Source organism: Marinomonas transparens (assembly GCF_016463975.1).
GTDB lineage: Bacteria > Pseudomonadota > Gammaproteobacteria > Pseudomonadales > Marinomonadaceae > Marinomonas > Marinomonas transparens.
Map to the genome: position 1 here is coordinate 24,391 of NZ_JAEMNX010000010.1, position 25,958 is coordinate 50,348.

General features: G+C 44.7%; 23 protein-coding genes. 7 read left to right on the forward strand and 16 right to left on the reverse strand.

Features of this window, described 5'->3' with window-relative positions:
- Positions 1-64: 64 nt before the first annotated feature.
- The 6 genes from greA to I8J31_RS09925 all read right to left on the reverse strand — a co-directional run bounded on the left by greA (position 65) and on the right by I8J31_RS09925 (position 7,063).
- Positions 65-541, reverse strand: a complete 477-nt coding sequence (greA, locus tag I8J31_RS09900) for a transcription elongation factor GreA (RefSeq protein WP_199468330.1) — start codon at positions 539-541, stop codon at positions 65-67.
- Positions 541-3,756, reverse strand: coding sequence for a carbamoyl-phosphate synthase large subunit (carB, locus tag I8J31_RS09905; protein WP_199468332.1), 3,216 nt, complete (start codon positions 3,754-3,756; stop codon positions 541-543). Before carB ends, greA begins: the two co-directional genes overlap by 1 nt.
- Positions 3,757-3,773: 17 nt before the next feature.
- Positions 3,774-4,904 carry a glutamine-hydrolyzing carbamoyl-phosphate synthase small subunit gene (carA, locus tag I8J31_RS09910; protein ID WP_199468334.1) on the reverse strand — a complete coding sequence of 377 codons (1,131 nt, stop codon included), beginning with the start codon at positions 4,902-4,904 and terminating at the stop codon, positions 3,774-3,776.
- A 252-nt stretch (positions 4,905-5,156) separates the two neighbouring features.
- Entirely contained in the window at positions 5,157-5,708 is a 552-nt protein-coding gene (locus tag I8J31_RS09915) for a DJ-1 family glyoxalase III (protein ID WP_199468336.1), read from the reverse strand.
- 2 nt (positions 5,709-5,710) lie between these two features.
- Positions 5,711-6,181, reverse strand: a complete 471-nt coding sequence (locus I8J31_RS09920) for a GNAT family N-acetyltransferase (protein ID WP_199468338.1) — start codon at positions 6,179-6,181, stop codon at positions 5,711-5,713.
- A gap of 24 nt (positions 6,182-6,205) precedes the next feature.
- On the reverse strand, positions 6,206-7,063 hold the full coding sequence (locus I8J31_RS09925; RefSeq protein WP_199468340.1) for a hypothetical protein: 858 nt from the start codon (positions 7,061-7,063) through the stop codon (positions 6,206-6,208).
- Positions 7,064-7,249: 186 nt separating this feature from the next.
- Between I8J31_RS09925 and I8J31_RS09930 the strand changes: the two genes are divergently transcribed.
- Together I8J31_RS09930 and I8J31_RS09935 are read left to right on the forward strand one after the other, a co-directional pair.
- Positions 7,250-8,041, forward strand: coding sequence for a transporter substrate-binding domain-containing protein (locus I8J31_RS09930; RefSeq protein ID WP_199468342.1), 792 nt, complete (start codon positions 7,250-7,252; stop codon positions 8,039-8,041).
- Positions 8,042-8,149: 108 nt separating this feature from the next.
- A complete protein-coding gene (locus I8J31_RS09935; protein ID WP_233402693.1) occupies positions 8,150-8,947 on the forward strand; it encodes an amino acid ABC transporter permease in 798 nt (265 codons plus the stop codon).
- A gap of 76 nt (positions 8,948-9,023) precedes the next feature.
- Here I8J31_RS09935 and I8J31_RS09940 read toward each other — a convergent pair whose 3' ends face one another.
- The 7 genes from I8J31_RS09940 to nrdR form a co-directional block, all read right to left on the reverse strand.
- Positions 9,024-9,503 carry a phosphatidylglycerophosphatase A family protein gene (locus I8J31_RS09940; protein ID WP_199468344.1) on the reverse strand — a complete coding sequence of 160 codons (480 nt, stop codon included), beginning with the start codon at positions 9,501-9,503 and terminating at the stop codon, positions 9,024-9,026.
- Positions 9,504-9,567: 64 nt separating this feature from the next.
- Positions 9,568-10,518, reverse strand: coding sequence for a thiamine-phosphate kinase (gene thiL / locus I8J31_RS09945; protein ID WP_199468346.1), 951 nt, complete (start codon positions 10,516-10,518; stop codon positions 9,568-9,570).
- 143 nt (positions 10,519-10,661) lie between these two features.
- Positions 10,662-10,982: a DUF6172 family protein gene (locus I8J31_RS09950; RefSeq protein ID WP_199468348.1), complete on the reverse strand. Its 321-nt coding sequence runs from the start codon at positions 10,980-10,982 to the stop codon at positions 10,662-10,664.
- A 143-nt stretch (positions 10,983-11,125) separates the two neighbouring features.
- Positions 11,126-11,437, reverse strand: coding sequence for a DUF5329 family protein (locus I8J31_RS09955; protein ID WP_199468350.1), 312 nt, complete (start codon positions 11,435-11,437; stop codon positions 11,126-11,128).
- Positions 11,438-11,649: 212 nt separating this feature from the next.
- Positions 11,650-12,156 (reverse strand): transcription antitermination factor NusB, encoded by a 507-nt coding sequence (gene nusB / locus I8J31_RS09960; RefSeq protein WP_199468352.1) that lies wholly within the window; start codon positions 12,154-12,156, stop codon positions 11,650-11,652.
- A gap of 257 nt (positions 12,157-12,413) precedes the next feature.
- Positions 12,414-13,583, reverse strand: coding sequence for a bifunctional diaminohydroxyphosphoribosylaminopyrimidine deaminase/5-amino-6-(5-phosphoribosylamino)uracil reductase RibD (gene ribD, locus I8J31_RS09965; RefSeq protein ID WP_199468354.1), 1,170 nt, complete (start codon positions 13,581-13,583; stop codon positions 12,414-12,416).
- Entirely contained in the window at positions 13,584-14,081 is a 498-nt protein-coding gene (nrdR, locus tag I8J31_RS09970; protein ID WP_199468355.1) for a transcriptional regulator NrdR, read from the reverse strand.
- 149 nt (positions 14,082-14,230) lie between these two features.
- On the opposite strand from nrdR, the gene I8J31_RS09975 reads away from it, so the two are divergent.
- The 3 genes from I8J31_RS09975 (at position 14,231) to ettA (ending at position 18,530) form a co-directional block, all read left to right on the forward strand.
- A complete protein-coding gene (locus tag I8J31_RS09975; protein WP_199468356.1) occupies positions 14,231-15,133 on the forward strand; it encodes a DMT family transporter in 903 nt (300 codons plus the stop codon).
- A 77-nt stretch (positions 15,134-15,210) separates the two neighbouring features.
- Entirely contained in the window at positions 15,211-16,683 is a 1,473-nt protein-coding gene (locus tag I8J31_RS09980) for a methyl-accepting chemotaxis protein (protein WP_199468357.1), read from the forward strand.
- A 185-nt stretch (positions 16,684-16,868) separates the two neighbouring features.
- Positions 16,869-18,530, forward strand: a complete 1,662-nt coding sequence (gene ettA / locus I8J31_RS09985) for an energy-dependent translational throttle protein EttA (RefSeq protein ID WP_199468358.1) — start codon at positions 16,869-16,871, stop codon at positions 18,528-18,530.
- Positions 18,531-18,610: 80 nt separating this feature from the next.
- Here ettA and I8J31_RS09990 read toward each other — a convergent pair whose 3' ends face one another.
- Both I8J31_RS09990 and I8J31_RS09995 read right to left on the reverse strand, forming a co-directional pair.
- Positions 18,611-20,224: a methyl-accepting chemotaxis protein gene (locus I8J31_RS09990; RefSeq protein WP_199468359.1), complete on the reverse strand. Its 1,614-nt coding sequence runs from the start codon at positions 20,222-20,224 to the stop codon at positions 18,611-18,613.
- Between the two features lie 323 nt (positions 20,225-20,547).
- Positions 20,548-22,161, reverse strand: coding sequence for a methyl-accepting chemotaxis protein (locus tag I8J31_RS09995; RefSeq protein WP_199468360.1), 1,614 nt, complete (start codon positions 22,159-22,161; stop codon positions 20,548-20,550).
- A gap of 329 nt (positions 22,162-22,490) precedes the next feature.
- On the opposite strand from I8J31_RS09995, the gene I8J31_RS10000 reads away from it, so the two are divergent.
- On the forward strand, positions 22,491-23,831 hold the full coding sequence (locus tag I8J31_RS10000; protein WP_199468361.1) for a DUF2868 domain-containing protein: 1,341 nt from the start codon (positions 22,491-22,493) through the stop codon (positions 23,829-23,831).
- A gap of 3 nt (positions 23,832-23,834) precedes the next feature.
- Entirely contained in the window at positions 23,835-25,202 is a 1,368-nt protein-coding gene (locus I8J31_RS10005; RefSeq protein WP_199468362.1) for a DUF3482 domain-containing protein, read from the forward strand.
- Here the strand turns inward: I8J31_RS10005 and I8J31_RS10010 are convergent.
- Complete coding sequence (locus tag I8J31_RS10010; RefSeq protein WP_199468364.1) at positions 25,178-25,918, reverse strand: 1-acylglycerol-3-phosphate O-acyltransferase; 741 nt, start codon at positions 25,916-25,918, stop codon at positions 25,178-25,180. The two genes, I8J31_RS10005 and I8J31_RS10010, sit on opposite strands and share 25 nt — an antisense overlap.
- Positions 25,919-25,958 lie beyond the last annotated feature (40 nt).

Below are 25,958 nucleotides of genomic sequence, written 5' to 3' on the forward strand. Positions count from 1 at the left end.
TCTTCTAAGCATAAAAAAACCACGATGCTTTCACATCGTGGTTTTAAAAGAACGCCCTAACACATTAAATGTATTCGACTTTCTCAATCTCGTATGTCGCTTCACCGCTTGGGATTTTAACGATGACTTCATCACCTTCTTCTTTCCCAATAATGGCTTTCGCAATCGGTGATGCGTAGGAGATTTTCTTCACTTTCACGTCCGCTTCGTCATCACCCACTATCGTATAGGTCACAGTGTCTTCTGTATCAAGATTATAAAGTGTCACTGTGGTGCCGAAGATAACTTTTGACGATGCAGGCAAAGCGGTCACATCAATAACTTGTGAGTCTGAAAGCTTGCCTTCGATCTCTTTAATACGTCCCTCAGCAAAGCTCTGTTCTTCACGAGCAGCGTGATATTCTGCATTCTCTTTCAAATCACCATGCTCACGTGCGGTAGCGATATCAGAAATTACGCGAGGACGTACTACTGTTTTTAGGTGATTTAGCTCCTCTCTAAGGCTCTTTTCACCCGCGACTGTCATTGGTACTTTTTTCATTATTTCCCCAAGTGCAAATCTTGCAATCTTCTAACTGTTGTTTCACCTGTTAGGCCAATAGCCAAACTGCTCGCCTCAGCGCCAGCCAATGTCGTAGTGTAACAAACCTTGCGCTGCAATGCTGTACGACGAATAACAGAGGAATCTGTGATGGCTTGCGTCCCAGAAGTCGTATTAATGATGTAGTCAATTTCATCATTTTTCATCATATCAACAATGTGTGGACGACCTTCGTTCACCTTATTGACCTTACGAACTTCCACACCATTTTCAGTCAGGAACTTAGCAGTACCTTCTGTTCCGACTAGATCAAAACCTAAGCCAGATAAACGCTTAGCGACGGCGATAGCACCTTCTTTGTCCATATCACGCACACTGATAAAGGCACGGCCCGAGGTTGGTAGCTCTGTCCCGCCACCAAGAACCGCCTTACCAAATGCTTCAGCAAAGGTATCACCAACCCCCATCACTTCGCCTGTCGACTTCATTTCAGGCCCAAGGATTGGATCAACGCCTTGGAACTTATTAAATGGGAAGACAGCTTCTTTCACACTGTAGTAAGAAGGGATGATTTCTTTCGTTAAGCCAAGTTCTTCCAGCGTTTTACCTGCCATTACCAAGGCAGCCACTTGCGCCAAAGAACGACCGATACACTTAGAAACGAAAGGCACAGTACGAGAGGCGCGAGGGTTCACCTCAATCACGTAAATTTCGCCATCTTGAACCGCTAGCTGAGTGTTCATCAAACCAACAACACCAAGCTCTAGAGCCATATTCTTAATCATCTCGCGGATTCGATCTTGCACTTCCACAGACAAAGAATAAGGTGGCAAAGAACACGCAGAGTCACCAGAGTGAACACCCGCCTGCTCGATATGCTGCATGATGCCGCCGATGACCACTTGATGTCCGTCACAAATACAGTCGATATCAATTTCAATCGCCGCATTAAGGAAGTGATCAAGCAAGACAGGACTGTCATTTGATACTTTAACCGCCGACGTCATATAACGATTTAGCTCTTTCTCGTTATAGACGATTTCCATCGCACGGCCACCCAATACATAAGATGGGCGCACAACCAGAGGATAACCAATTTCAGCTGCTTTCATGGCCGCTTGTTCTACACTACGCACAGTCGCGTTATGTGGTTGCTTGTAACCTAAGCGCTGAATCATGCTTTGAAAACGCTCACGATCTTCCGCACGGTCAATCGATTCAGGCGTGGTACCAATAATTGGCACCCCTTCGTTTTGCAAGGCACGGGCAATCTTCAATGGTGTTTGACCACCAAACTGAACGATCACACCTTTTGGTTTTTCTTTACGAACGATTTCGAGTACATCTTCCAGTGTAACGGGTTCGAAATACAAACGATCAGACGTATCGTAATCCGTAGAAACCGTTTCAGGGTTACAGTTCACCATGATGGTTTCGTAACCGTCTTCACGTAGACCTAATGCCGCATGAACACAACAGTAATCAAACTCGATACCTTGACCGATACGGTTCGGGCCACCACCAAGAATGATGACTTTATCTTTGTCTGTTGGTGCCGCTTCACATTCGTCTTCGTAAGTTGAGTACATGTAAGCCGTGTTTGTTGCGAATTCTGCAGCACAAGTATCAACACGCTTATAGACAGGATGAACATCCATCAAGTAACGGCGTTCACGCATGGATTTTTCTGTTACATCCATCAAGCTAGCAAGACGAGCATCCGAGAAACCTTTACGTTTTAAACGACGAATCACATCGTAGTTCAAATCAACTAAGCCTTTATTCGCAAGTGCCGCTTCTTCTTTGATCAAGTCTTCAATTTGCACCAAGAACCAATGATCAACACCTGTCGCTGCGTAAATGTCGTCTACCGTCATTCCTGAACGGAAGGCATCACCAATGTACCAAATACGATCCGCACCTGGCGTTTGCAATTCAAATACCAGCTTCTCTTTGCTATTTTCTTCAGAGAAATCCAATTGCGGATTAAAGCCATCCGCACCGACTTCCAAACCGCGTAATGCCTTTTGCAAAGACTCCTGGAAAGTACGGCCTATCGCCATTACTTCGCCCACCGACTTCATCTGCGTCGTTAAGCGATCATTAGCTGTTGGGAATTTCTCAAAAGTGAAACGAGGAATTTTTGTTACAACGTAATCGATTGCAGGCTCGAAACTCGCTGGTGTTTGACCGCCCGTGATGTCATTTTGCAGCTCATCTAATGTGTAGCCAATCGCCAATTTCGCCGCAATTTTCGCAATCGGGAAGCCTGTTGCTTTCGATGCCAAAGCCGATGAGCGAGAAACACGAGGGTTCATCTCGATCACTACCAAGCGACCTGTTTTTGGGTCCATACCAAACTGTACGTTTGAACCACCTGTCTCAACACCAATCTCACGCAATACCGCCAAAGAAGCGTTACGCATAATTTGATATTCTTTGTCTGTCAGCGTTTGTGCAGGCGCAACAGTAATGGAGTCACCAGTGTGAACCCCCATTGCGTCAAAGTTTTCAATTGCACAAACAATGATGCAGTTGTCTTTTTTGTCGCGGACAACTTCCATCTCGTACTCTTTCCAACCGATCAAAGATTCATCGATTAGCAATTCGTTGGTTGGAGATAAGTCCAAACCACGAGTACAAATTTCATTGAACTCTTCCATGTTGTACGCGATACCACCACCGGTACCACCCATGGTGAAAGAAGGACGGATGATGCAAGGGAAGCCCAAGTCAGACTGCACTTTCAACGCTTCTTCCATGCTGTGAGCAATACCAGCACGAGGACATTCAAGGCCAATGGCCTTCATTGCTTGGTCAAAACGGTTACGGTCTTCCGCTTTATCAATGGCATCCGCCGTCGCACCAATCATTTCCACATTGTATTTTTCAAGTACGCCATGACGCTCAAGGTCAAGGGCACAATTCAATGCGGTTTGGCCACCCATGGTTGGAAGCACAGCATCTGGACGTTCTTTTTCAATGATTTTTTCGACTGTCTTCCACTCAACAGGTTCGATATAAGTCGAATCCGCCATGGATGGATCGGTCATAATGGTGGCTGGATTAGAGTTCACCAGAATAACGCGGAAACCTTCTTCACGAAGTGCTTTACACGCTTGAGCACCAGAATAATCAAATTCACAGGCCTGACCGATAACGATAGGGCCCGCACCTAAAATTAAGACGCTTTTTATGTCATTACGCTTTGGCATAGTCTTCTCGTTCCTGCTCAGGCTTTAGATGCTTTAATGTTTTCAATGAACTGATCGAACAAAGGCGCAACATCGTGCGGCCCCGGGCTTGCTTCCGGGTGACCTTGGAAGCTGAATGCGCTCTTATCAGTACGGGAAATACCCTGCAAAGAACCATCGAACAAAGATTTGTGTGTCATCACAAGGTTCGCTGGCAAGGTTTCTTCATCTACCGCAAAGCCATGGTTTTGGCTAGTAATCATCACTGTGCCTTTTTCAATGGCTTGCACTGGGTGGTTAGCACCATGATGGCCGAATTTCATTTTTTTCGTTTTCGCGCCAGATGCCAGGGCCAAAAGCTGATGTCCAAGACAAATACCAAATACTGGAATGTCTGTTTCTAAAATTTCAGTAATCGCCTGAATAGCATAATCACATGGCTCTGGATCACCCGGTCCGTTAGACAAGAAAACGCCATCTGGCTTAAGCGCCAATACGTCACTTGCTGAGGTCTTAGCGGGTACCACCGTCAAGCGGCAACCACGCTCAACCAACATGCGAAGAATGTTTTGTTTGACACCAAAGTCGTAGGCAACAACGTGGAAGTCAAATGCATCTGGCGTTGTATGGCCCTGCACAAGATCCCAAGTAGATTCCGTCCACTGGTACGTTTTTTCTACCGTGACTTCTTTTGCTAGATCCATGCCTTTAAGACCAGGAAAAGCTTTAGCAGCAGCAATAGCGGCGGCTTCATCTAGGTTTTCACCTGCCATAATGCAACCGGCTTGCGCGCCTTTCTCTCGTAGAATACGAGTTAACTTACGCGTATCAATATCCGCGATACCCACAACGCCTTTACGCTTTAAGTAAGAATCCAAAGACTCCTCGGAACGCCAGCTGCTCGCGACCAAAGGGAGATCACGGATGATCAAACCTTCGCACCATACATTGTTGGATTCTTCGTCTTCAGAGTTAACGCCAGTATTCCCGATATGGGGATAGGTCAAGGTGACCATTTGTCGAGCATAGGAAGGATCGGTCAGAATTTCTTGATAACCAGTCATTGAGGTGTTGAACACCACCTCAGCGGTTGAAGAGCCATCAGCTCCGATCGACACGCCTTTAAATACAGTGCCGTCTTCCAGAGCTAGAATCGCTGTTGTTGCCAAAGGAACCTCCCATTTAGAGCTATTCAGGTTGCAAAAAAGCGAGACGAACCAAAGGTTCACCTCGCTTTTTAATAATTGCGTTTTCGGTGTTTATCCATTGATCGATTATCAACAAATCAAACACTCAAAAAATCTGTCCAATTTTACTCTGATACGTCGCTAGCGTCCACCGTATTCAAGGGAAAAACCAACGAATTGGCACGATTCTTAACTGACTTTTTGGTCAGAAATAAACCTTCGCTATGTCATCACTTAACAGAGTAGAGCATCTGCCACTTTTTGTGCCGTTTCGTAACCTTCAAGGTTAGCCAGCACACCAAGAGAAAACGCCATGGCCGTCGCTGGGCCTTGGCTGGTGATAATATTGTCGTCCATCACCACAGGTTGATCCGCTATATATTCCGCTCCCATTAACCCACCCTCAAAGCCTGGATAACAGGTAGCCTGTTTATCAGTAACAAAACCATGGGTGCCAAACACCACAGCAGGAGAAGCACATATCGCAGCCAACAGGGCATCTTGAATATCATGTTTTTCTAGCATGTCGATCAATAACTTACTGTCACGAAGAGACTCTGCACCCGGCATACCACCCGGCAAAACAATGGCGTCGTACATTTGTTCAGCCACATCAGCTAATAAAACATCTGTTTCTACTTTACAGCCACGGGCCATCAGCACATTTTTTTCATCATGCACACTGGCTACCGTTACCGTTACACCACCACGACGCAAGACATCAATAATAGTAACCGCTTCAATGTCTTCACTGCCATTGGCGATAGGAACCAATACATTGCTCATACTTAGTTTCCTTCATTCAATTTTAGATTAAAGAGGCAGGCTGCTTCATGACCACCCTCTGTTTGGTAATAATTTTTTCGGTGCCCAACCAACTCAAAACCCAAAGATTGATATAAGTTAATCGCGCCTAGATTCGATTCCCGCACTTCTAATAGGTATTCGCAGACACCTTGTTCAGCAACAGCATGCAACCAAGTGACCATCAGTTTTTTCGCCAAGCCTTGACGACGCATTTTTTGCGCCACCACAATAAGCTCCAATTCAGACTGATCAAATAACACCGAAGCCGTTAACCAACCTGCTAAAGAAACCTGTCCTTCCCCCTCAGATTCAATAACCCAATTTTTTCGCGTTATCAGTGCATCAGCAACCAAGGCTTTCCCCCACGGATAAGGATTAGAAAGCCCATCAAGCTGAATGATGGCTAACAGGTCGTGCTCTGTGGCAGGTCGAATACGAATAGAAGGCATCATAAAATAGTATGAGATGTGTGATCACTAGACATCAGAACGGAACAGACGGGTTTGCATTATTTGCCATGCTTCTTTGCGTAACTCAGGAATGCGATGTAATTCAGGCAAGCTAACAATACAAGCCACTGGGTAGCTTTTAATCGGGCTATCTGCGGGTAAATCTTCCATTAGTTGGACTATCTGGTTACCAGCCAAGACCAACTTTGGCGTTTCAGGAAAGGTCTTAAGTAAGCGCAAAATGTAACTTTCCAATGCCCCTAATAACCAGTCCGTGCGAGCCAAAAACTGAGGGTTCTTTAAACCACCGGGCCAAGACAAAGCACTGCTTTGCCATTCATCCACTGGCTGCTTTAATAATGCCGTTCCCATTTTCAACGCCAACTGAGCGACCTCTTCTTCCTGAGAAAACACCTTAGGCACATCGCTTATAATTAACAGCTTATTGGCTAACGCATAAGAGCGAACATCTAGCTGAGTCATTCGAGTCGACGCCTGAATTTCAGGTTCAACCACAATATCAACCGCCAACTCTTCTATTGGTTGCAGGTCTTCAACAATGATTTCTGGCCCAGCATTAAGCTGCTCTCTAAGATAAGCCACCGACTGCTCTTTTTCTTCAGGCAGTACTTTCGCGATGGGCTCTGGCGCTGCGGCGGCAAATCCCGTAGGCAAAACATCCTTCGATAACGCAGCAATACTCGGCACGGGATCAGCATCTGACGATGCATTAACTAACCAAGGCTGAGGCGGCATATAAACCATACCCGCAATACCATTAACTGCAACAGGTTCACCATCAGCAGAGGACAGCCACGAGGTGACTCCCATTTGCGCTAAGCAATGGGTCTGAAACGCCTGCTGTGGATCAAGTTCGCGGGTCATATAAACCTTAACTATCTGGAAGTTATAAGCCATTGCTAAATGACAAATTAGATACAAGAATATACGCGTTTAGCAGATCATATGCCACTGGATGACCAGAAGATTACATGGTCTAGAATTCTTCTCCTGTGTATAATCTCTCATCAATCATTAAACAGCCTAATTGATACCGAAAGGGTAAAAATCATGATCTCCTTATTATCACGTTGCGCTCTTCTTGCTGTCTTTGCTTTCAGTAGTATGAGTTTTGCTGACAGCTTACCGGACCTAAAAGGTCGCACCATCCTTGCGGTTACCGAAAACGCCTACACGCCGCTTAACTTTGTCGACCCAGCAACGGGCAAAGGCATAGGTTGGGAGTACGATGCAATGAATGAAATTGGCAAACGCCTAAATGCAAAAATCGATTGGCATACCAGTAGCTGGGACACCATGATCCAAGCGGTTAAACAAGGTCAATATGATATTGGCATGGATGGCATCACCATTAATGAAGAACGAGCAAAGCAAATCGATTTCTCTATTCCTTACATGACCTCTCAGCAATTCATGCTGGTTCGCGCTGATGAAAACCGCTTCTATGATGCCAAAACCTTTGCCGCCAACGATGATCTACAATTTGGCGCTCAGCCGGGCACCACCAACTTCTACGTGGCGGTTTATAACGTCTTAGACGGCAATGAAGACAACTCTCGCATTACATTGCTAGATACTTTTGGCGCCGCGGTTCAAGCACTAAAAACAGGTGATGTCGATTGTGTATTAATGGATGCCACCTCAGCCCGCGGCTACATGGGTGCAAATCCAGGTGCTTTTAAAATGGTCGGTGGACCACTAGGCACAGAAGAATTTGGCTTCATCTTATCGCCTGGCTCAGATCTGCTTACTCCGGTTAACGCAGCCATTAAAAGCATGAAAGCAGACGGCACGTTAGAGGCCCTAAACAAAAAATGGTTTTTCGAATATAACCAAAGTTAAAAACACCTTCTTTGGTTAATGACTAGGTTGCTATAGAAGCCTAGTCATTAACCAAGCACCTTTTCATCAGGTCATGCTTCCATGCCCTTACAGTGAATGATTAAGTCCTTGAAAAAAACCTTAGAAAATACACCATGGTGGTTAGTCACCATCATTATTATTGCCCTGATTCTGATATGGAACATGGTCGCTGACCAAAGTTACCAAAGAATTGCAAGTGCACTGAGCCAAGGACTGCTCACCACCATAGGCGTTACCTTAGCGGCATTTTTCATCGCCAGCATAATAGGGCTAATGATTGCGTTAGCTGGCTTCTCACGTTTTCGATTGATACGCGAATTTGCTCGCTTCTATGTGGAAATATTCCGCGGTATTCCTATTCTCGTGCTCTTGTTCTATATTGCCTTCGTTGGCGCTCCAGAAATGGTTAACTTCTACAACTGGACCCTACAAATCCCCATAGAGGCAGGCTGGATAGAGAAAGCCAAAACACGCGACTTTACCCTACTTTGGCGTGCTATTTTCGCCCTCTCAATCAGTTATAGTGCCTTCATTGCCGAAGTGTTCCGAGCTGGCATTCAGGAAGTCGGGAAAGGACAGACAGAAGCGGCAAAAGCCCTAGGCCTGTCAAATTGGCACAGGTTTCGGCTCATTACCCTGCCACAAGCCATTCGTAAAATATTACCGCCACTCGGCAACGACTTTGTCGCCATGATCAAAGATTCAGCCTTGGTATCTGTGTTAGGCGTGCAAGACATCACCCTGCTCGGTAAAGTATACAGCGCCTCCAGCTTTCAATTTTTTGAAACCTATAATGTCGTTGCCTTTATGTACCTAGTGCTCACTCTCAGTTTATCCCTGATGATCCGAGCTTTCGAAGCCCACCTGAGGCGCAACGACCATTGACTAAAAGCCATAAAAAAGCGCCATGGCCCGCCAAAGACCATAGCGCTTGCTTTTATTCAAACCTGACAAAGCCATGCTAAAAAACGAAACGCACTAACGCCTGTAAGACAACAAAAGACATCAACCCAGCTAAAATATCGTCAAGCATAATCCCAAAACCACCGTGAACGTTTTTGTCTATCCAAGAAATCGGCCAAGGTTTTAAAATATCGAACAAGCGAAACAGCACAAAACCTAGCACAATATAAAACCAGCCAGCAGGTGCCATCCACATGGTAATCCAGTAACCAACAAACTCATCCCAAACAATGCCAGAATGGTCATGAACACCGAGGTCTTTCGAGGTCTTACCGCACAAATAAATACCGACAAGCGATGTCACCACCAGCATAATAGCGTATTGCACATCACTCAGGTTTTGCAGCAATAAGAAAAAAGGTACCGCCGCCAAGGTTCCAAAAGTGCCCGGTGCTTTCGGCACGGCGCCAGAACCCAGACCAAAGGCCAAAAAATGAATAGGGTTACGCCAAACCGACGCAGGGGCAGAATTTGCCATTAGAAACTCACCTCTTTTGAAATTTCGTTCACTCGTTTATTAAAACACAACGTTCACTATTCTATTAAAAGTGTTGCCAACCCGATATATCTCCATCATAGCCTTCAATACTAAAACCTTCCGACGCCACCTCACCCACCTTAGTACAAGGCAAGCTCAATGTCTGGGTAATCAATTGAATCTCGCTCGCTTGCTCTTTAGACGCGGTAAAACACAACTCGTAATCGTCTCCGCCCGTCAGCGCCAAGCTCAGCGCCGACTCAGGTTGCCACTGTCGTAACTCTGCCGAAATAGGAACACGATCTGCTTCTAATCTTGCTCCCACATTGGAAGCTTTTAAAATATGCTGAATATCTTGAGCCAAGCCATCGGAGATATCCATCATAGCATTCACCACTCGCTTTAATGCCATGCCAACAATTAGACGTGGTGTGGGTCGCCAATACCTATCATAAAAGTAATCAAGGCGTTCATTCGACACTAACACTTCGCCTGTCACAATCGGCACCGCCGCCGCCGCGTCCCCCAACAAGCCAGTCACATAAACATCGTCGCCGACTTTCGCATTGGAACGCAAAGGCGTTTGACGCACCTCAACATAACCGTGAACCTGCAAGGTCAGAGTTAACGGCCCTTTCGTAGTATCACCACCGAGCAAAGTTAAACCAATTGGCTCTGCTAACTCAGCCATACCTTGTGCTAGCCCAGCCAACCACTGAGGGTCAGACTTAGGAATGGTCAGGCCTAAGGTGAAAAAAGCAGGTTTCGCGCCCATCGCGGCAAGATCACTGACGCAGGTTGCCACCGCTCGATAACCAATATCCACAGGGTCTGCATCAAAGGGAAAATGGCGCCCTTCTACCAAGGTGTCCATGGAAAATACTAAGCTCTGCCCTTGGGGAACCTGCACTTGCGCGCAATCGTCACCAATCCCCAACAAAATATCCTTACGTCCCTGCGTGTTTGCCATCACAGAGGCTTTAAAAATGTTTTGTATTAACTCGAATTCGTTCAAAAAATGTCCTTGTGTTCTACAAGCCGAATGTATTGGTACGAACAGCAATCGCGCAAAGTTCTCATATTATAAAAAATCCCCGCTCTATTACTAATTAGTAATCATAACGAGGACTCATTTCAGTACTGGTATGTGTCGGCCACTTATTCGTCTTCAGGGCCTTCTTCAAAATCTACATCTCGACGCTTAATGCGAGTCTTTGGCGTTGCCACAACCTCAAGGTAAAAAGACTTCCAATGCTGGCTCTGTGCAGAACTAATATTGCTATTAATATCACCCTCATGAATCACCCTTGCACTGTCCGGTTTTTGACCAAATTTGCAGTCGAAACCCCAAAAATCCGCACCTTCTGGCAAAACTTTGGTGCGCTCTTTTTTGATGTACTTTTTCACATCACTTTTCGCCATTTCGATTAAACGCTGGTAAGAGATTTTTGGGTGGGATAGAACAAAGTTCTTTTTCATTGTGATCCTAATAAAGTGTTGGGCAGGGCAGCATAACAACTACCTTAATAACGCCTATGATAACGGGTTAGCTAGGATGCAGCCATCAATAAGGTCGATAAAAGCACTTTGTCTTTAGCCATGATTTAAACTTCTAGTCCTAATTATTGTTGCGATGCTCTATATGTCTGTAGCTCTATCAACAACCATTCTCGGCTTTGCATCGGCACTTTATTCGCACAATGGATTTTGTAGTCTTTACCAGACCAGCTACTTTTCGTCGCGGAGTACTTTATGAAATCTTCAGTCGATTGAATGTCATCAGAAAAATACGCATATTTCTTTTTAATGTGCTCAACCGCCTCCTGATTATCATGCATAATTCCATTTCGTTCGTATTGACAGTCTGTTGAAGCCACAAAGTTTAGAAGGTGATTAATTTCATCTTCTGTGGCAGCGAAAACGGGCAAAAACATTATGAAAAAAAGCACTAGTATTATTTTACTTAGCTTCACCGAACGACCTCTCCCGAAAGTAAATACTGACACCTTGATACTAAAATGTTTGTTCTATTTCGACCAGTGATACGCACGCGCTGAAATAGCCACATAAAAAAGCCCCGTTATTAACACTATAATAACGGGGCTTTTAGCTATCTTTTGATGATGTTTACTTCATCACTAGCGGATTACTTATTCGCTTCTCGACGTGCGGCAATTTCTTCACGGCGAACACGCTGTGCAAGCTTATCTAAAATACCATTAATGTATTTATGGCTTTCGGTTGCCCCAAAGCCTTTCGCCAGCTCCACACCTTCGTTAATCGCCACTCGGTATGGCACATCTAAACGCTCTGACAATTCAAATGAACCGATACGCATCACAGCCAGCTCGATTGGATCAAGTTCGCTCATTGGGCGATCTAATAATTCTTCAAACAAGTCATCTAATTTCTTGGCACTGACAATAACACCATGCAACAACTCACGAAAGTAAGTCTTATCGCAAGACGCCATGTCTTGATCCATCGCGAATTGAGTTTCTATCTCGCTAACCGCAGACTGATTCATCTGCCATTGGTAGACGGCTTGTAATGCCAAACGACGGGAAGCACTGCGCATTTGCGAACGCGAAGGTTTTTTATCCTTACGTTTCGGTGCTGGAGTTTGGTCGTTTGTTGTTTCCACTTCGCTCATTTTTTGCCTCAGTTATCCAGACTGCATCGCCTTATGGGCTGACACTTTTCGTCTGCTTGGTCGTACCTGTTTTCGTCTGTTAGACAGTGCCTAGGGCCATTATGACCAAAGGTACAAATATGCTTGTCATCTTGGTCGGCGATTATAGCAATGTTTATCTTTTGTTTCTCGGCAAACTTACCTAAATATCACGAAGAAAACTCGGTTTCCTATAATTTCTTAAGAAAAAGCCGAGAAAGCAATGACTCGCGTTTCAGCTAGACTTCAAAGCCCTCATCGAAGTCATCCTCCAAGTAAGTTGGCAGATACACCAAACGTATATCTTGACCTACCTGACGCACGGATTTCAATTCCAACTCAACCGCCTCACTCATGGTTTCTAACGGTAGCTGAAACAAAGGACGTGCACTGGAACCTAATAGCTTAGACGCCATATAAACAACGATTTCATCAACCAAACCCGCCTGTAAAAAGCCACCGGCCAATTCCGCGCCAGTTTCTAACAAGACTTCATTGATACCTGCGTCTGCAAGCTGCCCCATGGCATCTAACAAATCTAAACGACCATCGTCACCGCGCGGAGAAAATCGTACTGTCACGCCTTTCTTAGACAAGACATCTAAGTGCTCTGATTCAACCTCTTCTGCCACGGAAAACACCCAAGCTTGCTTACTCGGATACAAAATTTTGGCTTCTGGCAAAATAGACAACGCCGTATCCATAACCACGCGAAGCGGCTGACGCACATTTTTCGCATCAGTTTCTTGGTCATCATTATCAATGCGAACCGTCATGCTTGGGTTATCCGCTAAAACAGAACCAATGCCTGTCACAATGGCATCGCTTTGCGCCCGTAAACGTTGCACATCTTGGCGAGCTTCAGGCCCCGTAATCCACTGACTTTCGCCCGATTCTATCGCAGTTCGCCCATCAAGACTCATGGCTAACTTCACGCGAACAAAAGGCAAGCCTTCCCGCATACGTTTGATAAAACCAGGATTTAATCCTTCGCATTCGGCTTCTAAAATCGGCCCGATGACTTCAATGCCTGCCTTTTTAATTTTATCTAAGCCACGACCAGCGACTTCAGGGTTAGGGTCTTGCATGCCGAATACCACACGAGCTACACCCGCTTTCACCAAGGTATCAGCGCAGGGTGGTGTTTTCCCCTGATGACTGCAGGGCTCTAATGTCACGTAAGCCGTTGCGCCCTTCACATGTTGAGTCATGCTTTTTTGCTCTGCGTCTGCCAAGGCATTCACTTCCGCATGACCTTCACCTGTTTTAGCATGAAACCCTTGCCCCACAAGCTGGCCATCTTTAACCAAAACGCAGCCAACACGAGGGTTAGGGTGAGTGGTATAACGGCCTTTTTGCGCCAATTGAATCGCTTTCGCCATCCAGTATTCATGGTTATGCTGAGTCATTTATTTCTCTTCTTTCAAAGACTGGGCTAATAAAGCGCCTGCTTCACTGCGGCTTTCTAGACGGTCAATTTCTTCACGAAATTCGTTGATGTCTTTAAAGCTTCGATACACAGAGGCAAAACGCACATAAGCAACTTGATCCAGTCGCTGCAACTCTTCCATTACCGCTTCGCCAGTCATACGCGAAGGCAATTCTCGCTCACCTGTAGCCTGCATTTTTTCTTTGATACGAGTAATCGCGGTTTCCACCGCTTCAATACTAACAGGGCGTTTTTCAAGCGCCTTGATAATGCCGTTACGCAGCTTATCGTCATCAAAAGGCTCTCGACTGCCGTCACTTTTTATCAGCTTAGGCATTTGCAGCTCTGCCACTTCAAAGGTAGTAAAGCGTTCTTGGCAATGACTACAGGTTCGACGACGACGTACTTGTGCGCCCTCAGATACTAGGCGAGAGTCGACGACTTTCGTGTCTTGAGTTCCACAAAATGGGCATCGCATGGTGCTTCCAATCTCTCTAATATGATGTAAAAATGCCTGAATTAGGCGATGATTTCCTGCCTCAAATCATAACAACCTAGCTAGCATATAGCTACCAAGCCACTGCGCGCATCTCCATAAATATGCAGCCAATTTATTAAGGATTCCCCATGTTATTTGCTGAGTTAGCAGGCTTAGGAGCAGCACTTTGCTGGACGATTTCCAGCCTGATGACACCTAGATTAATTCAACGTTTTGGTACCATGCGTTTCAACACTTTCCGCATCACTATTGCCAGCACCGTCCTACTATTCATTTGTCTCGTCACTCAGCGTTTTGAGGCCTCCCTATGGCAACATGCCAATATCATTATGCTATCCGGCCTATGCGGTATTTTTCTTGGTGATACCATGCTGTTTAGTGCGGTTCATCGGCTTGGGCCAAGACGCACTGGGGTGCTTTTTGCGACTAACGCCCCTATTTCTATTCTTCTTGCTTGGCTCTTTCTTGACGAAGCTCTCACCTTGCAGCAATTATTCGCCTGCGGCGTAGTATTGAGTGGTGTCATCATCGCCATACTATTTGGCAAACGCCAAAACCAACATGCTTGGGAACAAACCAAAGGCAACCTCAGCGTGGGTATTCTAATGGCGCTAGGTGGTGCTCTTGGTCAAGCCAGCGGAGCATTACTCAGTAAACCCGCCCTAATCGGTGGCGCTGACCCCATCGCTGTCTCCGCGGTGCGCGTCACCACTGGCGCCATCGCACTGCTTCTCGCTTATGGACTCTACTACCGACATAAGCAACCAAAACACGCGTTACCATTGCAGCAACTCACCACATCCGATTATCTCGGCGTCGCTGTCATGGGCATCATTGGAATGGTCATCGGTATGAGTATTTTGGTTTGGGGGATCGGCAACGCTAATGTAGGTATCGTCACCACACTATCTGCCACAGTCCCCGTATTGATCTTACCTGGACTCTGGGTCAAAACAGGTGAAAGACCGGCACTGGGTGCTTGGGTTGGAGCCATACTGGTTGTAACCGGAGCAGGGGCTCTCATAATTTAGCCATTCCCCTAACAACAACCTATCCAAACATCACAGCTGAATCTATTTACAAACGCCTTTCTGATAATAAAAAATCCATGTTATTGCTTTCCACCTCTTCTCTTATTGTCATGGTGCTAATCTTCTCAGTAAGCTACATGCTAGCGAAAAAACACTTTGACGATGCCTTAAGAAGTGACATGAAAAATATGGGGCACACCCTAGCAGTGGCACTGCAAGAACCTATTTTTTCCTACGACTCCAATGTCATCAACAACATCATGCAATCCTTTGTAGGATTCCCTTTCATCGACAGTATTAAAGCCTTCGATCAACGTGAAAAACCGCTTGGTGAAACCACTAAAGAAGGGAACAGCAGTCAAGATGTTAGCCAACTCAACACAGAAAAAGTCGATATCCTTTGGAACAACGGTAATAAAATCGGCCACCTAGAAATTACCTACCGCATGAACAGCAACGACGCGCTTCTGCTTTCTATAAAAACTCTCTTTATATTTATCGCTGTCTCCCTACTAGTGGTGTTGCAAGCCACCAATTGGCTGGTATTAAACCGCTTTGTTATCGCCCCAATAAAAATAATTGCGGACGCTATGTCTGATATTGCGCAAGGTGGCGGCGACCTAACTCGACGTCTTAACATTAAAAGCAATGATGAAGTTGGCATGCTTGCCCAAGGCTTTGACACCTTTATCTCCAACCTGCATACCCTAATACAAAAGATCGTTAACTCAACCAATGAACTAACCCTTTGCTCCGTTGACATACAATCCAATGCTAATAAAAACACCACTGCCACGGAGAAACAATTATTAGAAACCGAGCTCGTTGCCACAGCATTAAATCAAATGTTGTCAGCAACACAAGAAGTCGCACAAAACGCCAACCAGACCGCCAGTAAAACACAAAGCTGTAATGAACTAGCTGAGAAAGGCAACGCCATCGTTAAACACACGGTTGATGAAATCCATAACTTAGGCTCTGAGATAAACAACACTTCAGCAAAAGTCATTGAACTAAAAGGAAAAAGTGAACACATCAATGAAGTCATTGAAGTCATTAAAGGCATTGCTGAGCAAACTAACCTACTTGCCCTCAACGCCGCTATCGAAGCCGCACGAGCAGGAGAACAAGGTCGTGGTTTTGCCGTAGTGGCCGACGAAGTAAGGGGGTTGGCACAAAGAACGCAAGATTCAACGTCCGAAATCGAAACCATTATTCATGACCTTCAATCGTCTTCTGAAGAAGTGAATAAACTAATGGAAGTCTCCAGCAAAACCTTACAACAAACCATCGATGAATCTGGTGGAGCCATCACTGCCCTTGAAGACATCATCGAAGACATCAACATCATCAACGATATGAACGCGCAAGTTGCCACCGCAACAGAAGAACAAAATTCCGTCACCGCAGGCGTCAGTGACAAAGTCGTCGTGATAAACGAAGCCACGACCGCCATCACCAGCAATGCCGCCAATGTGGAACAGCTGAGCAATCAACTGCACACGATTAGCGCCAGCATTAAAGAGGACCTATCTAAGTTTAAACTTTAAAAAACGGATACTTCCTAAGCGGAGCCTGCAAATAGTGAAGGTTCCGCTGTCCAGATATTTTTCCCCTTCTTCCCCTGTGCTATTCTTAGCGCACTCGTTTTTTCATTCCGCTTTACATTGATTCGCCCACCATAGGCAGCCATTGAAAAGCGTGAACTCTAAGCTTAATTACACAGGATAAGTTGATGGCTCAGTTTGTATATAGCATGAACCGCGTAGGAAAAGTTGTTCCCCCCAAACGCGAGATTCTTAAAGACATTTCTCTCTCTTTCTTCCCCGGTGCAAAAATTGGTGTTTTGGGCCTTAATGGTTCGGGTAAATCGACCCTACTTCGCATCATGGCTGGCGTAGATACAGAGCATAACGGCGAAGCTCGTCCAATGCCGGGCATTAAAATCGGCTACCTAGAACAAGAACCGCACCTTGACCCAACAAAAAACGTACGCGGCATTGTTGAAGAAGCTTTCGCTGATGTGATCGATGCCATGGCACGTTTGGACCAAGTTTACGCCGAATATGCAGAACCCGATGCCGACTTCGACGCACTAGCAAAAGAACAAGGTCAACTTGAAGCCCTGATCGAAGCCAAAGAAGGCCACAACCTAGAACGTGCTCTTGAAGTCGCCGCCGATGCCCTTCGTCTTCCACCTTGGGAAGCCAGCGTAGAGCACCTTTCTGGTGGTGAACGTCGCCGTGTTGCGCTTTGCCGATTATTGCTCGACAAACCAGACATGATCCTACTAGATGAGCCAACTAACCACTTGGATGCAGAATCCGTGGCTTGGTTAGAGCGCTTCCTAAAAGATTATCCCGGCACAGTGGTCGCCATTACCCATGACCGTTATTTCCTGGACAATGCTGCGGGCTGGATTCTGGAACTTGACCGTGGCCATGGTATTCCATACGAAGGCAATTACTCCTCTTGGTTAGAACAAAAAGATGCTCGACTAGCAAGTGAAGCAAAGCAACAAGCCTCTCACCAAAAAGCCATTAAATCTGAACTTGAATGGGTTCGTCAAAACGCCAAAGGCCGTCAATCTAAATCCAAAGCACGTTTGGCTCGATTCGAAGAAATGAATTCACAAGAATTCCAAGACCGTAACGAAACCAACGAATTGTACATTCCACCGGGGCCTCGCCTTGGTTCTAAAGTCATTGAAATCGAAGGCGTTAGCAAAAGCTTTGAACACAAAATGCTGCTAGAAGACTTCAACATGGTAGTGCCACAAGGTGCGATTGTCGGTGTTGTTGGTGGTAACGGTGCGGGTAAATCGACCCTATTCAAAATGATCGCTGGTATCGAAACACCGGATTCAGGCACAGTGACCTTAGGTGAAACCGTACAACTTGCTTACGTAGACCAAATGCGTGAACTGGATGGCGACAAAACCGTTTGGGAAGAAATTTCCGACGGCCAAGACATGATCACAGTCCACAACTACAAGGTTCCGTCTCGTGCCTACATTGGACGCTTTAACTTCAAAGGCTCTGATCAGCAAAAATTTGTTAAACACCTATCAGGTGGTGAGCGTAACCGTTTGCACCTAGCGAAACTGCTGAAAGAAGGCGGTAACGTATTACTACTGGATGAGCCGACCAACGACCTTGATGTGGAAACATTACGTTCCCTAGAAGATGCACTACTGGCCTTCCCCGGCGCCGCCATTGTCATTTCCCATGACCGTTGGTTCCTAGACCGTATCGCCACGCATATCCTTGCCTACGAAGGCGATTCTAAAGCCATCTTCTTCGAAGGCAACTACGCAGAATACGAAGCCGACTACAAACAACGTACTGGCAACGAAGCCACACCAACACGTATCAAATACAAACGTATTGATGCGTAATTAATTCGACTTCGGCATACAACAAAAAACCCGCTTACCTTTCGATAAGCGGGTTTCTTTTTGCCACATGAGCCTAAAGATTAAACCTTAAAACTACCGACTTGTTTATCCAACTGAGTATAAAGCTCAGTCATATTTTGCGACTGTTGCTGGATCATGTTAGATACAGCCTGTACAGAATCTGTCTGGTCTTTCAAGGACACCATGTTCTGGTTGATGTCATTGGAAACAATAGATTGTTCTTGAGTCGCTTGCGCAGTTTGCGCGGCCATTTCTTGCACCTTGCCAAAAGATTCTTGCAGCATGCCGAAGATCTTTGTCACTTCTTCAAAATTGCTTACCGTAAAGTCTGCGTTATCACGGCTATTCTGAATCGCTTTAGATGATTCACCAACGTTGATTTTCAGTTGTTCAATCATGGATTCAATTTCATTGGTGCTGTCTTGGGTACGTGTTGCTAGTGTACGTACTTCATCCGCTACCACGGCAAAGCCTCGTCCTTGCTCACCCGCACGAGCGGCTTCTATCGCCGCATTGAGCGCTAACAAGTTGGTTTGTTCTGCGATATTGCGAATAACTTCCAAGACAGAAGCAATGCTTTCAGAACTTTTCTGCAGATCGCCTGAACGACCTAGAGCATGTTCAATATCCGTTACTAATTCCGTAATGGCTTTGTGGGATTTATTGACCGCTTCCATTCCGCTATGCGTTAAATCATTCGATTTATTTGCTTCTGATGCGGTGTCGCTAGCAACGGTCGCCATTTGCTGATTAGACATATCCATTTCATGGCCTGCACTCACAATAGAAGCAGACGCATTAGCCAGTGCATCGGTAATACCTGCCGTTTTTGTTGCAGCACCTTCAAGCTCTATGGTCACACCACCCAATGCAGAAGACTGCTTATGGATATTGCCAATAATGTCTCTTAAACGTGATACAAAGCCATTAAACTCATTAGCAAGGTCACCCAATTCATCTTTAGTCGAGAATTCAATACGCTGGGTTAGATCGCCATCACCTTCGGAGATTTCACGAATACGTTGCCCCAAGTAGCGCACCTGTTGGCTCAAGACTTTTGGCATTTGATAACTAAACCAAGCCGCAATCAACACACCAATTACGGTCACAATAATCGCTATTGTCGTTCTTTTCTGAATACGGTCTTTAACTTCTATATTTAACTCTGCTGAACGTTTATTAACCGCTTCTCCTGCGTGATCCAATATCTCCCTCACAGCAGAAAAACTTTGATTACTTTCTTTCAACAAAGCACCGAAATCCATAGAGTATTTGTCGACACCAACAAGCGCGTTAGAGGCATTTAACCAACGGTTAAAGGCATCATCAAAATTAGCAAAAGGCGCATAAACTTCAGGTTCAGCAGACAAGTACTGGCGAAATACACCAAACCTATCCTTTACCTGTTGAGCATTTTCTAAACGATCACTGTCTTCGACAGCAGCATCACCATCGCCATCGATTAAACGTTGCTCTGCTAGTTTCGCCTGATAGATGTCTCTATCTGCGTTAATAATGGTCGAAATCGCCCTGAGATAATTCTCTGTTTGTACTTTCAGTGCATCATTACTTTGAACAAGCATCTGACCTATAGACAGTAAACTGACCAAAAAGGTAAGTGTCATAACAATCACAGGTATGGAACTTTTAATCCGAATGGAATTAATACGCATTTTTTAACCCTCTACACTTCATAAGTAGCATTAATTTTTTAACATTCCATAGCTCAAAGATGAAATATACTAAAAATCCATTTTTTTTGTAATTTTATGTTGATTTAGGATTTTACTAATTTACATCGCGACAAGATCAATAACTCTTCCATAATTCATTGATATAGAAACACTTTCAAAAGGTATTTCTTAAAAATATCGTTACTAATCAACGATAAAATCTAATCATTGTTAATTTTTTACAATTAACAAAAAGTTAAAGCCTCATTTAATTAAAAACAAATGAGGCTTTAATTACTTCAAAACTCTCTTTCAGCCAAACATCAAACCTTGAAACTACCGACCTGTTTATCCAACTCAGTATAAAGCTCTGTCATATTATGTGACTGCTGTTGAATCATATTCGATACAGACTGTACGGAGTCCGTCTGATCCTTCAGAGACACCATGTTTTGATTAATGTCATTAGAGACAACCGACTGCTCTTGAGTCGCCTGCGCGGTTTGCGCAGCCATATCTTGAACCTTGCTAAAGGACTCTTGCAGCATCCCAAAGACTTGTGTCACTTCTTCAAAATTATTCACAGTAAAGTCTGCGTTATCACGGCTATTTTGGATCGCTTTAGATGACTCCCCAACATTGACTTTCAACTGTTCAATCATGGATTCGATTTCATTGGTACTGTCTTGTGTACGTGTTGCTAATGTCCGTACTTCATCGGCCACCACAGCGAAACCTCGACCTTGCTCACCCGCACGGGCCGCCTCTATTGCTGCATTGAGCGCCAACAAGTTAGTTTGTTCTGCAATATTGCGAATAACTTCCAATACAGAAGCAATGCTTTCAGAGCTTTTCTGTAATTCGCCTGAACGGCTTAGGGCATGCTCAATATCAGATACTAATTCAGTAATGGCTTGATGAGATTTATTCACCGCTACCATGCCACTTTGTGTCAAATCATTAGAGTTGTTTGCTTCAGATGCAGTTTCACTGGCAACATTCGCCATTTGCTGATTGGACATATCCATTTCATGACCAGCACTCACAATAGAAGCAGACGCATTAGCAAGCGCATCGGTAATGCCTGAAGTTTTTGTTGCCGCATCATTAAGCTCTACAGTCACATCACCCAGTGCCGAAGATTGCTTATGGATATTAGAAATAATCCCTCTTAAACGTGACAGGAATTCATTAAATTCAGTCGCAAGATCCCCTAATTCGTCTTTAGTCGAAAATTCAATGCGTTGGGTTAAATCACCATCTCCTTCAGAGATTTCACGAATACGCTGTCCTAGATAACGAACCTGATCGGTTAGTGTCTTAGGTGTACGGTAGCTGAACCAAATAGCGATTAACAAGCCAACTAAAATAACGACGGACGACATAGCAATAAACTCACTCTGTTGCTTTTCAAGCACCAGTTTCGTTTCCGCAGAGTGCTTATTCACCGCCTCGCCTGCTAGATCCAAGATATCCCTTAATGCAGAAAAGTTCGCATTAGCTTGTTCTTCAAGCTCAGTAAGATTGGCCGCCTCACGATTTGACTCAACCAAGGTATTAGAAGACACTAACCAAGTGTCAAAAACTTCATCAAAACTTGTAAAAGGAGCAGCAATATCAGGTTCATTAGCAAGATATTTACGGAACAGAGCAAACCTATCTTTTACCTGTTGCGCATTTTCAATACGATCTGCGTTTTCGGCTTCAATATCCCCAACACCAACAATTAATCGCTGTTGAGCCAGCTGGGCTTGATAAAGGTCGCGATCGGCATTAATAACAACAGAAACAGCTTTCAAATAGCTGTCCGTTTGGGCATTCAGTGCCGCGCTACTTTGCTTGATAATATAGCTTACGAAGGCCAATGTGATAACAAAGGTAATCGCCATCACCATGACAGGCAAAGAACTCTTCACCCGAATTGAGTTAATACGCATATTCTTCTCCTACTTGACGTACTGCTTAAATTACGTACTGCCAGACGAAGCCATTGTAGGAGCTAGAAGAGTTCAGAGGCAATTGCATGTAACAATTCCATACATTAATACCGCATATAAAAACGATTGATCACTCTAGTCCCTATTAAGCTTTAAAAAGATTTCCGCTATCACTCGTTGACACTATTTTCCACGTCAAATAACCACTCACAGTCTCTTTGGGATTCGTGCAAAAAAAGCCGATACACCTTTGCCCTTCAGGAAGATATGAAGCAAGATACTGGATTAACCAACTCATATTACCAACCCTACAAAGAGTAATATTTCACATGGCTTTTCCTTCACTCCGCGCCAAACTATTCCTTGCCACTTGGTTAGAAAACCACACAGAATTTCGCTTGCCAAGCCATAGCAAAAGTTTACCTGAGGCCCTCAAATCCTTAGAACAAAAATCATTAGAAACACCACTTCATACGACGAGCTACCTAGATCAATTTTGCACTTTGAAGCGTTATTTCAATCGAACTATTTTCGTTTTGCTATTAATATGTTTTGCCTTGGGGATAATGGCAGTTCCACCTGTTTTTGCGACCGACCAAGCAAATCAGGCTAATGTTTTTTGGCTACTCATAGTGCTGCTGGGCTTCCACAGCCTGAATCTCATCATTTGGCTAGCTACCTTAATGACCAGTAATTTCCGTACTACTGGAGCCAAGGGTATATTTCTTAGCAGCCTGATTTTCATCACTCAAAAAGTAAGTAAGCATTTACATATAAAAACAGATGTAAGCCATGCCTTCCTCCATTGGCAATGCCAACCTAACGCAAACAAATGGCTAATAAGTACACTATCCCATATTGCTTGGGGCTGTTATTTGCTCGCCGGTTGGCTAATGACACTTGTACTGCTACTGACCAATCAGGTGAATTTTGTTTGGGAAACCACCCTACTCAGTGATCAAGCATTTTTAACGTTAACGGATACCTTGAGTGTCATTCCTAACTGGCTAGGCATCAGGGTTCCTAACCAGCTAGACGTGCTGGCAAGTCGTGTCGACCTTATTACTCAGACCGCTTCAACGAGGCAACATTGGGCGAATTTTTTACTCGCCAGCCTAATGCTATATGGCGTATTACCAAGACTGGTTTTAGCGCTCTTCAGCCTTGCTATGTATCAACTAAAACGAGCCACACAGCCGATCAGTACACAGGAGAAAATCATCCAGAATCGCTACCAAGATGCAGAAAGTCAAAATCGTCACATCATAGACAATGATAAACATGCCATTATTCCCTCAGCATCCAGTCATGGTAAAAATGTACTATCAATACTAGATGCTCAAGCTTTCAAGCAAGATTGGGGATTATTCGAATGGAGTACAACCGAACCAAGCTACTTGCACTCGGCCAACACAAAAGTCATGCTAAATAGTCGCGAACAACAGGATAGTTTCTTAACCTCTTCGAGCCATAACCCTGTCTATATTTTGGTGGATGGAAACCATAGTCCAGATCGAGGAACAAGGCGCTTCTTTCTACAAGCTAACGTCGCTTATTCTGCTTTACGCATGGTGATATCTCAGGGAAAAAATGCCAAATTTGCCGAACAGTGGCTGCGTCTAGGTCAAGAAACCTCCGTGCCATCCTTCCAGCCTCAAGCAGAGGAGTAAGCCATGTCAATTTCACTCTTGGTCGTCGGCCACGCCAACACAGGGAAAACGTCTTTGATACGCACGCTACTTCGCCAACATAATTTTGGTGAAGTCAGTGATCGAGCAGGCACGACTCGTCATGTGGAAAGCGTAAACATCAAAATTGCCAACGAGACAGTACTCACATTAACCGACACTCCAGGCTTTGAAGACTCTATTGGCCTATGGAAAATTCGCCAAAGTGATACTTTCCAAACGTTTCAAGGCAATACTTGGTTAACCGCTTTTTGTAACAGTCATTACGCCCAAGATGAATTTGAACAAGAAGCTAAAATACTCAAGCAACTCCTCACGACTGATATCATTTTATACGTAATAGATATTCGCCAAGCCCCTCTCGGCAAATATCTAGACGAACTCACTCTGCTCGCCAGTGCCAATAAGCCCATCGTGCCTATTTTAAATTTCAGCGCCAAAACCAGTATTCATTTAGAGAATTGGCGCACCATACTCGCTGAACGTCACTTACACGCTGTCGTCAAATACGACTCTGTTGCCTTTTACTTTGAAGACGAAAAACGCCTTTATCAGAGCATTCAAAGTCTCATGCCAGACCACTACGAAGCAATCTCTCGTTTAATACAAAGTCGAAAACAAGCCGCACAATTACGCTTGCAAATGGCAACCAGTCAACTAGCCGATTTATTAATAAACGCCGCCTGCACACGCCTTGAGTGTCAGCAATATCCACCGGAAGAGGCCGAGTCTTCAGAATTTGAACATCAACTCAGATCATTAGAAAAGCACTGCCTGTCCTCTTTATTAGCCCTGTATGATTTTCGCGAAGAAGACCTCATTGTTACGCCATTAGCGATTCAAAATGGCCGCTGGCAACAGGACATTTTTGATACAAACACACTGAAGGAATGGGGCATAGAAACAGGCACCAGTGCTTTCACCGGCGCAGCGATAGGGGCAGGAATTGATGTCATCTCGGCAGGTCTAACATTGGGCACAGCAACAACGATTGGCGCCATACTGGGAGCAACTTGGCAAACAGGACAACATTACAAAGACACGTTAAAAAACAAATTCACTAATCAACATTATTTATGCACGGATAATGCGACCTTAACACTGCTCTGCGTAAGAGGGTTAACAGCAATCGTTCACCTACATCAGCGAGGCCATGCCTCTGTATTGGCTTACCAAATCACCAGTAAAGAACAGAGCCAAGCGTTAAACACTTTAGTTGACAAGATGAAGAAATACTGGAAACAGGCTCAACAACACCCAGAATGGATTGATATACAATTGGATGATTCTCAACCAAGTAAACAGGCCATAATAAAGCTACTGCAAATTCACTTAGCTGAAGCAACGAATTGAGAGTCGCTGAGCTCCGCATTAAGTCTCAGTTGAGCTTGATGCATGTCGGTCTGGCATCTTTCCATTAAAGACACCACATCTGTTTCTTTCATACCTGTAGTATCAATAGGCGCCAACGTCTCTACAAGCACCTTGCCATTATCCCAACGATTCATTTTTACCTGTTGATGAGTACTACTACAAACCACAGGAATAACAGGCACTCCAGCCCGAACCGCAGCATGGAAAGCCCCTCGTTTAAAGGGTAACCAACCACGACCTCGACTGCGAGTTCCCTCAGGAAACATCCAAATAGAAAGCCCAGCTTTATTCATACTGGCAACCACCTGATCAATCGTCGCGATGGCTTGTTGACGGTTATCACGATTGATAAGAATGTTGCCACTCGCCCAATATAAAGTGCCGAAAAAAGGAATCCAGCGTAAGCTCGTCTTACCAACTGTCACCACGCCTTTTGGCACAGCCACAGAGAGAGTGAACAAATCAAAATTATTTTGATGATTAGCGACATAGACAGCTTGCGGTACAGCTTTCGAACTCGGATTAACCCGACCTTCTACTGACAATCCAAATAAAGGCGCTACTTTGGTAAATACTCGAGCCACATTATGGACACGATTTTTTGAACGAGGTGCCGCTAAACAGAGCAAGGTACCGAAAAAAGTCACGCCAACAATAAGCACGAATAAAATTAAAATCCTGATTAAAAACAACACCTTGAAATAAACCTCACCATAAAAAAACAAATAAGATTTG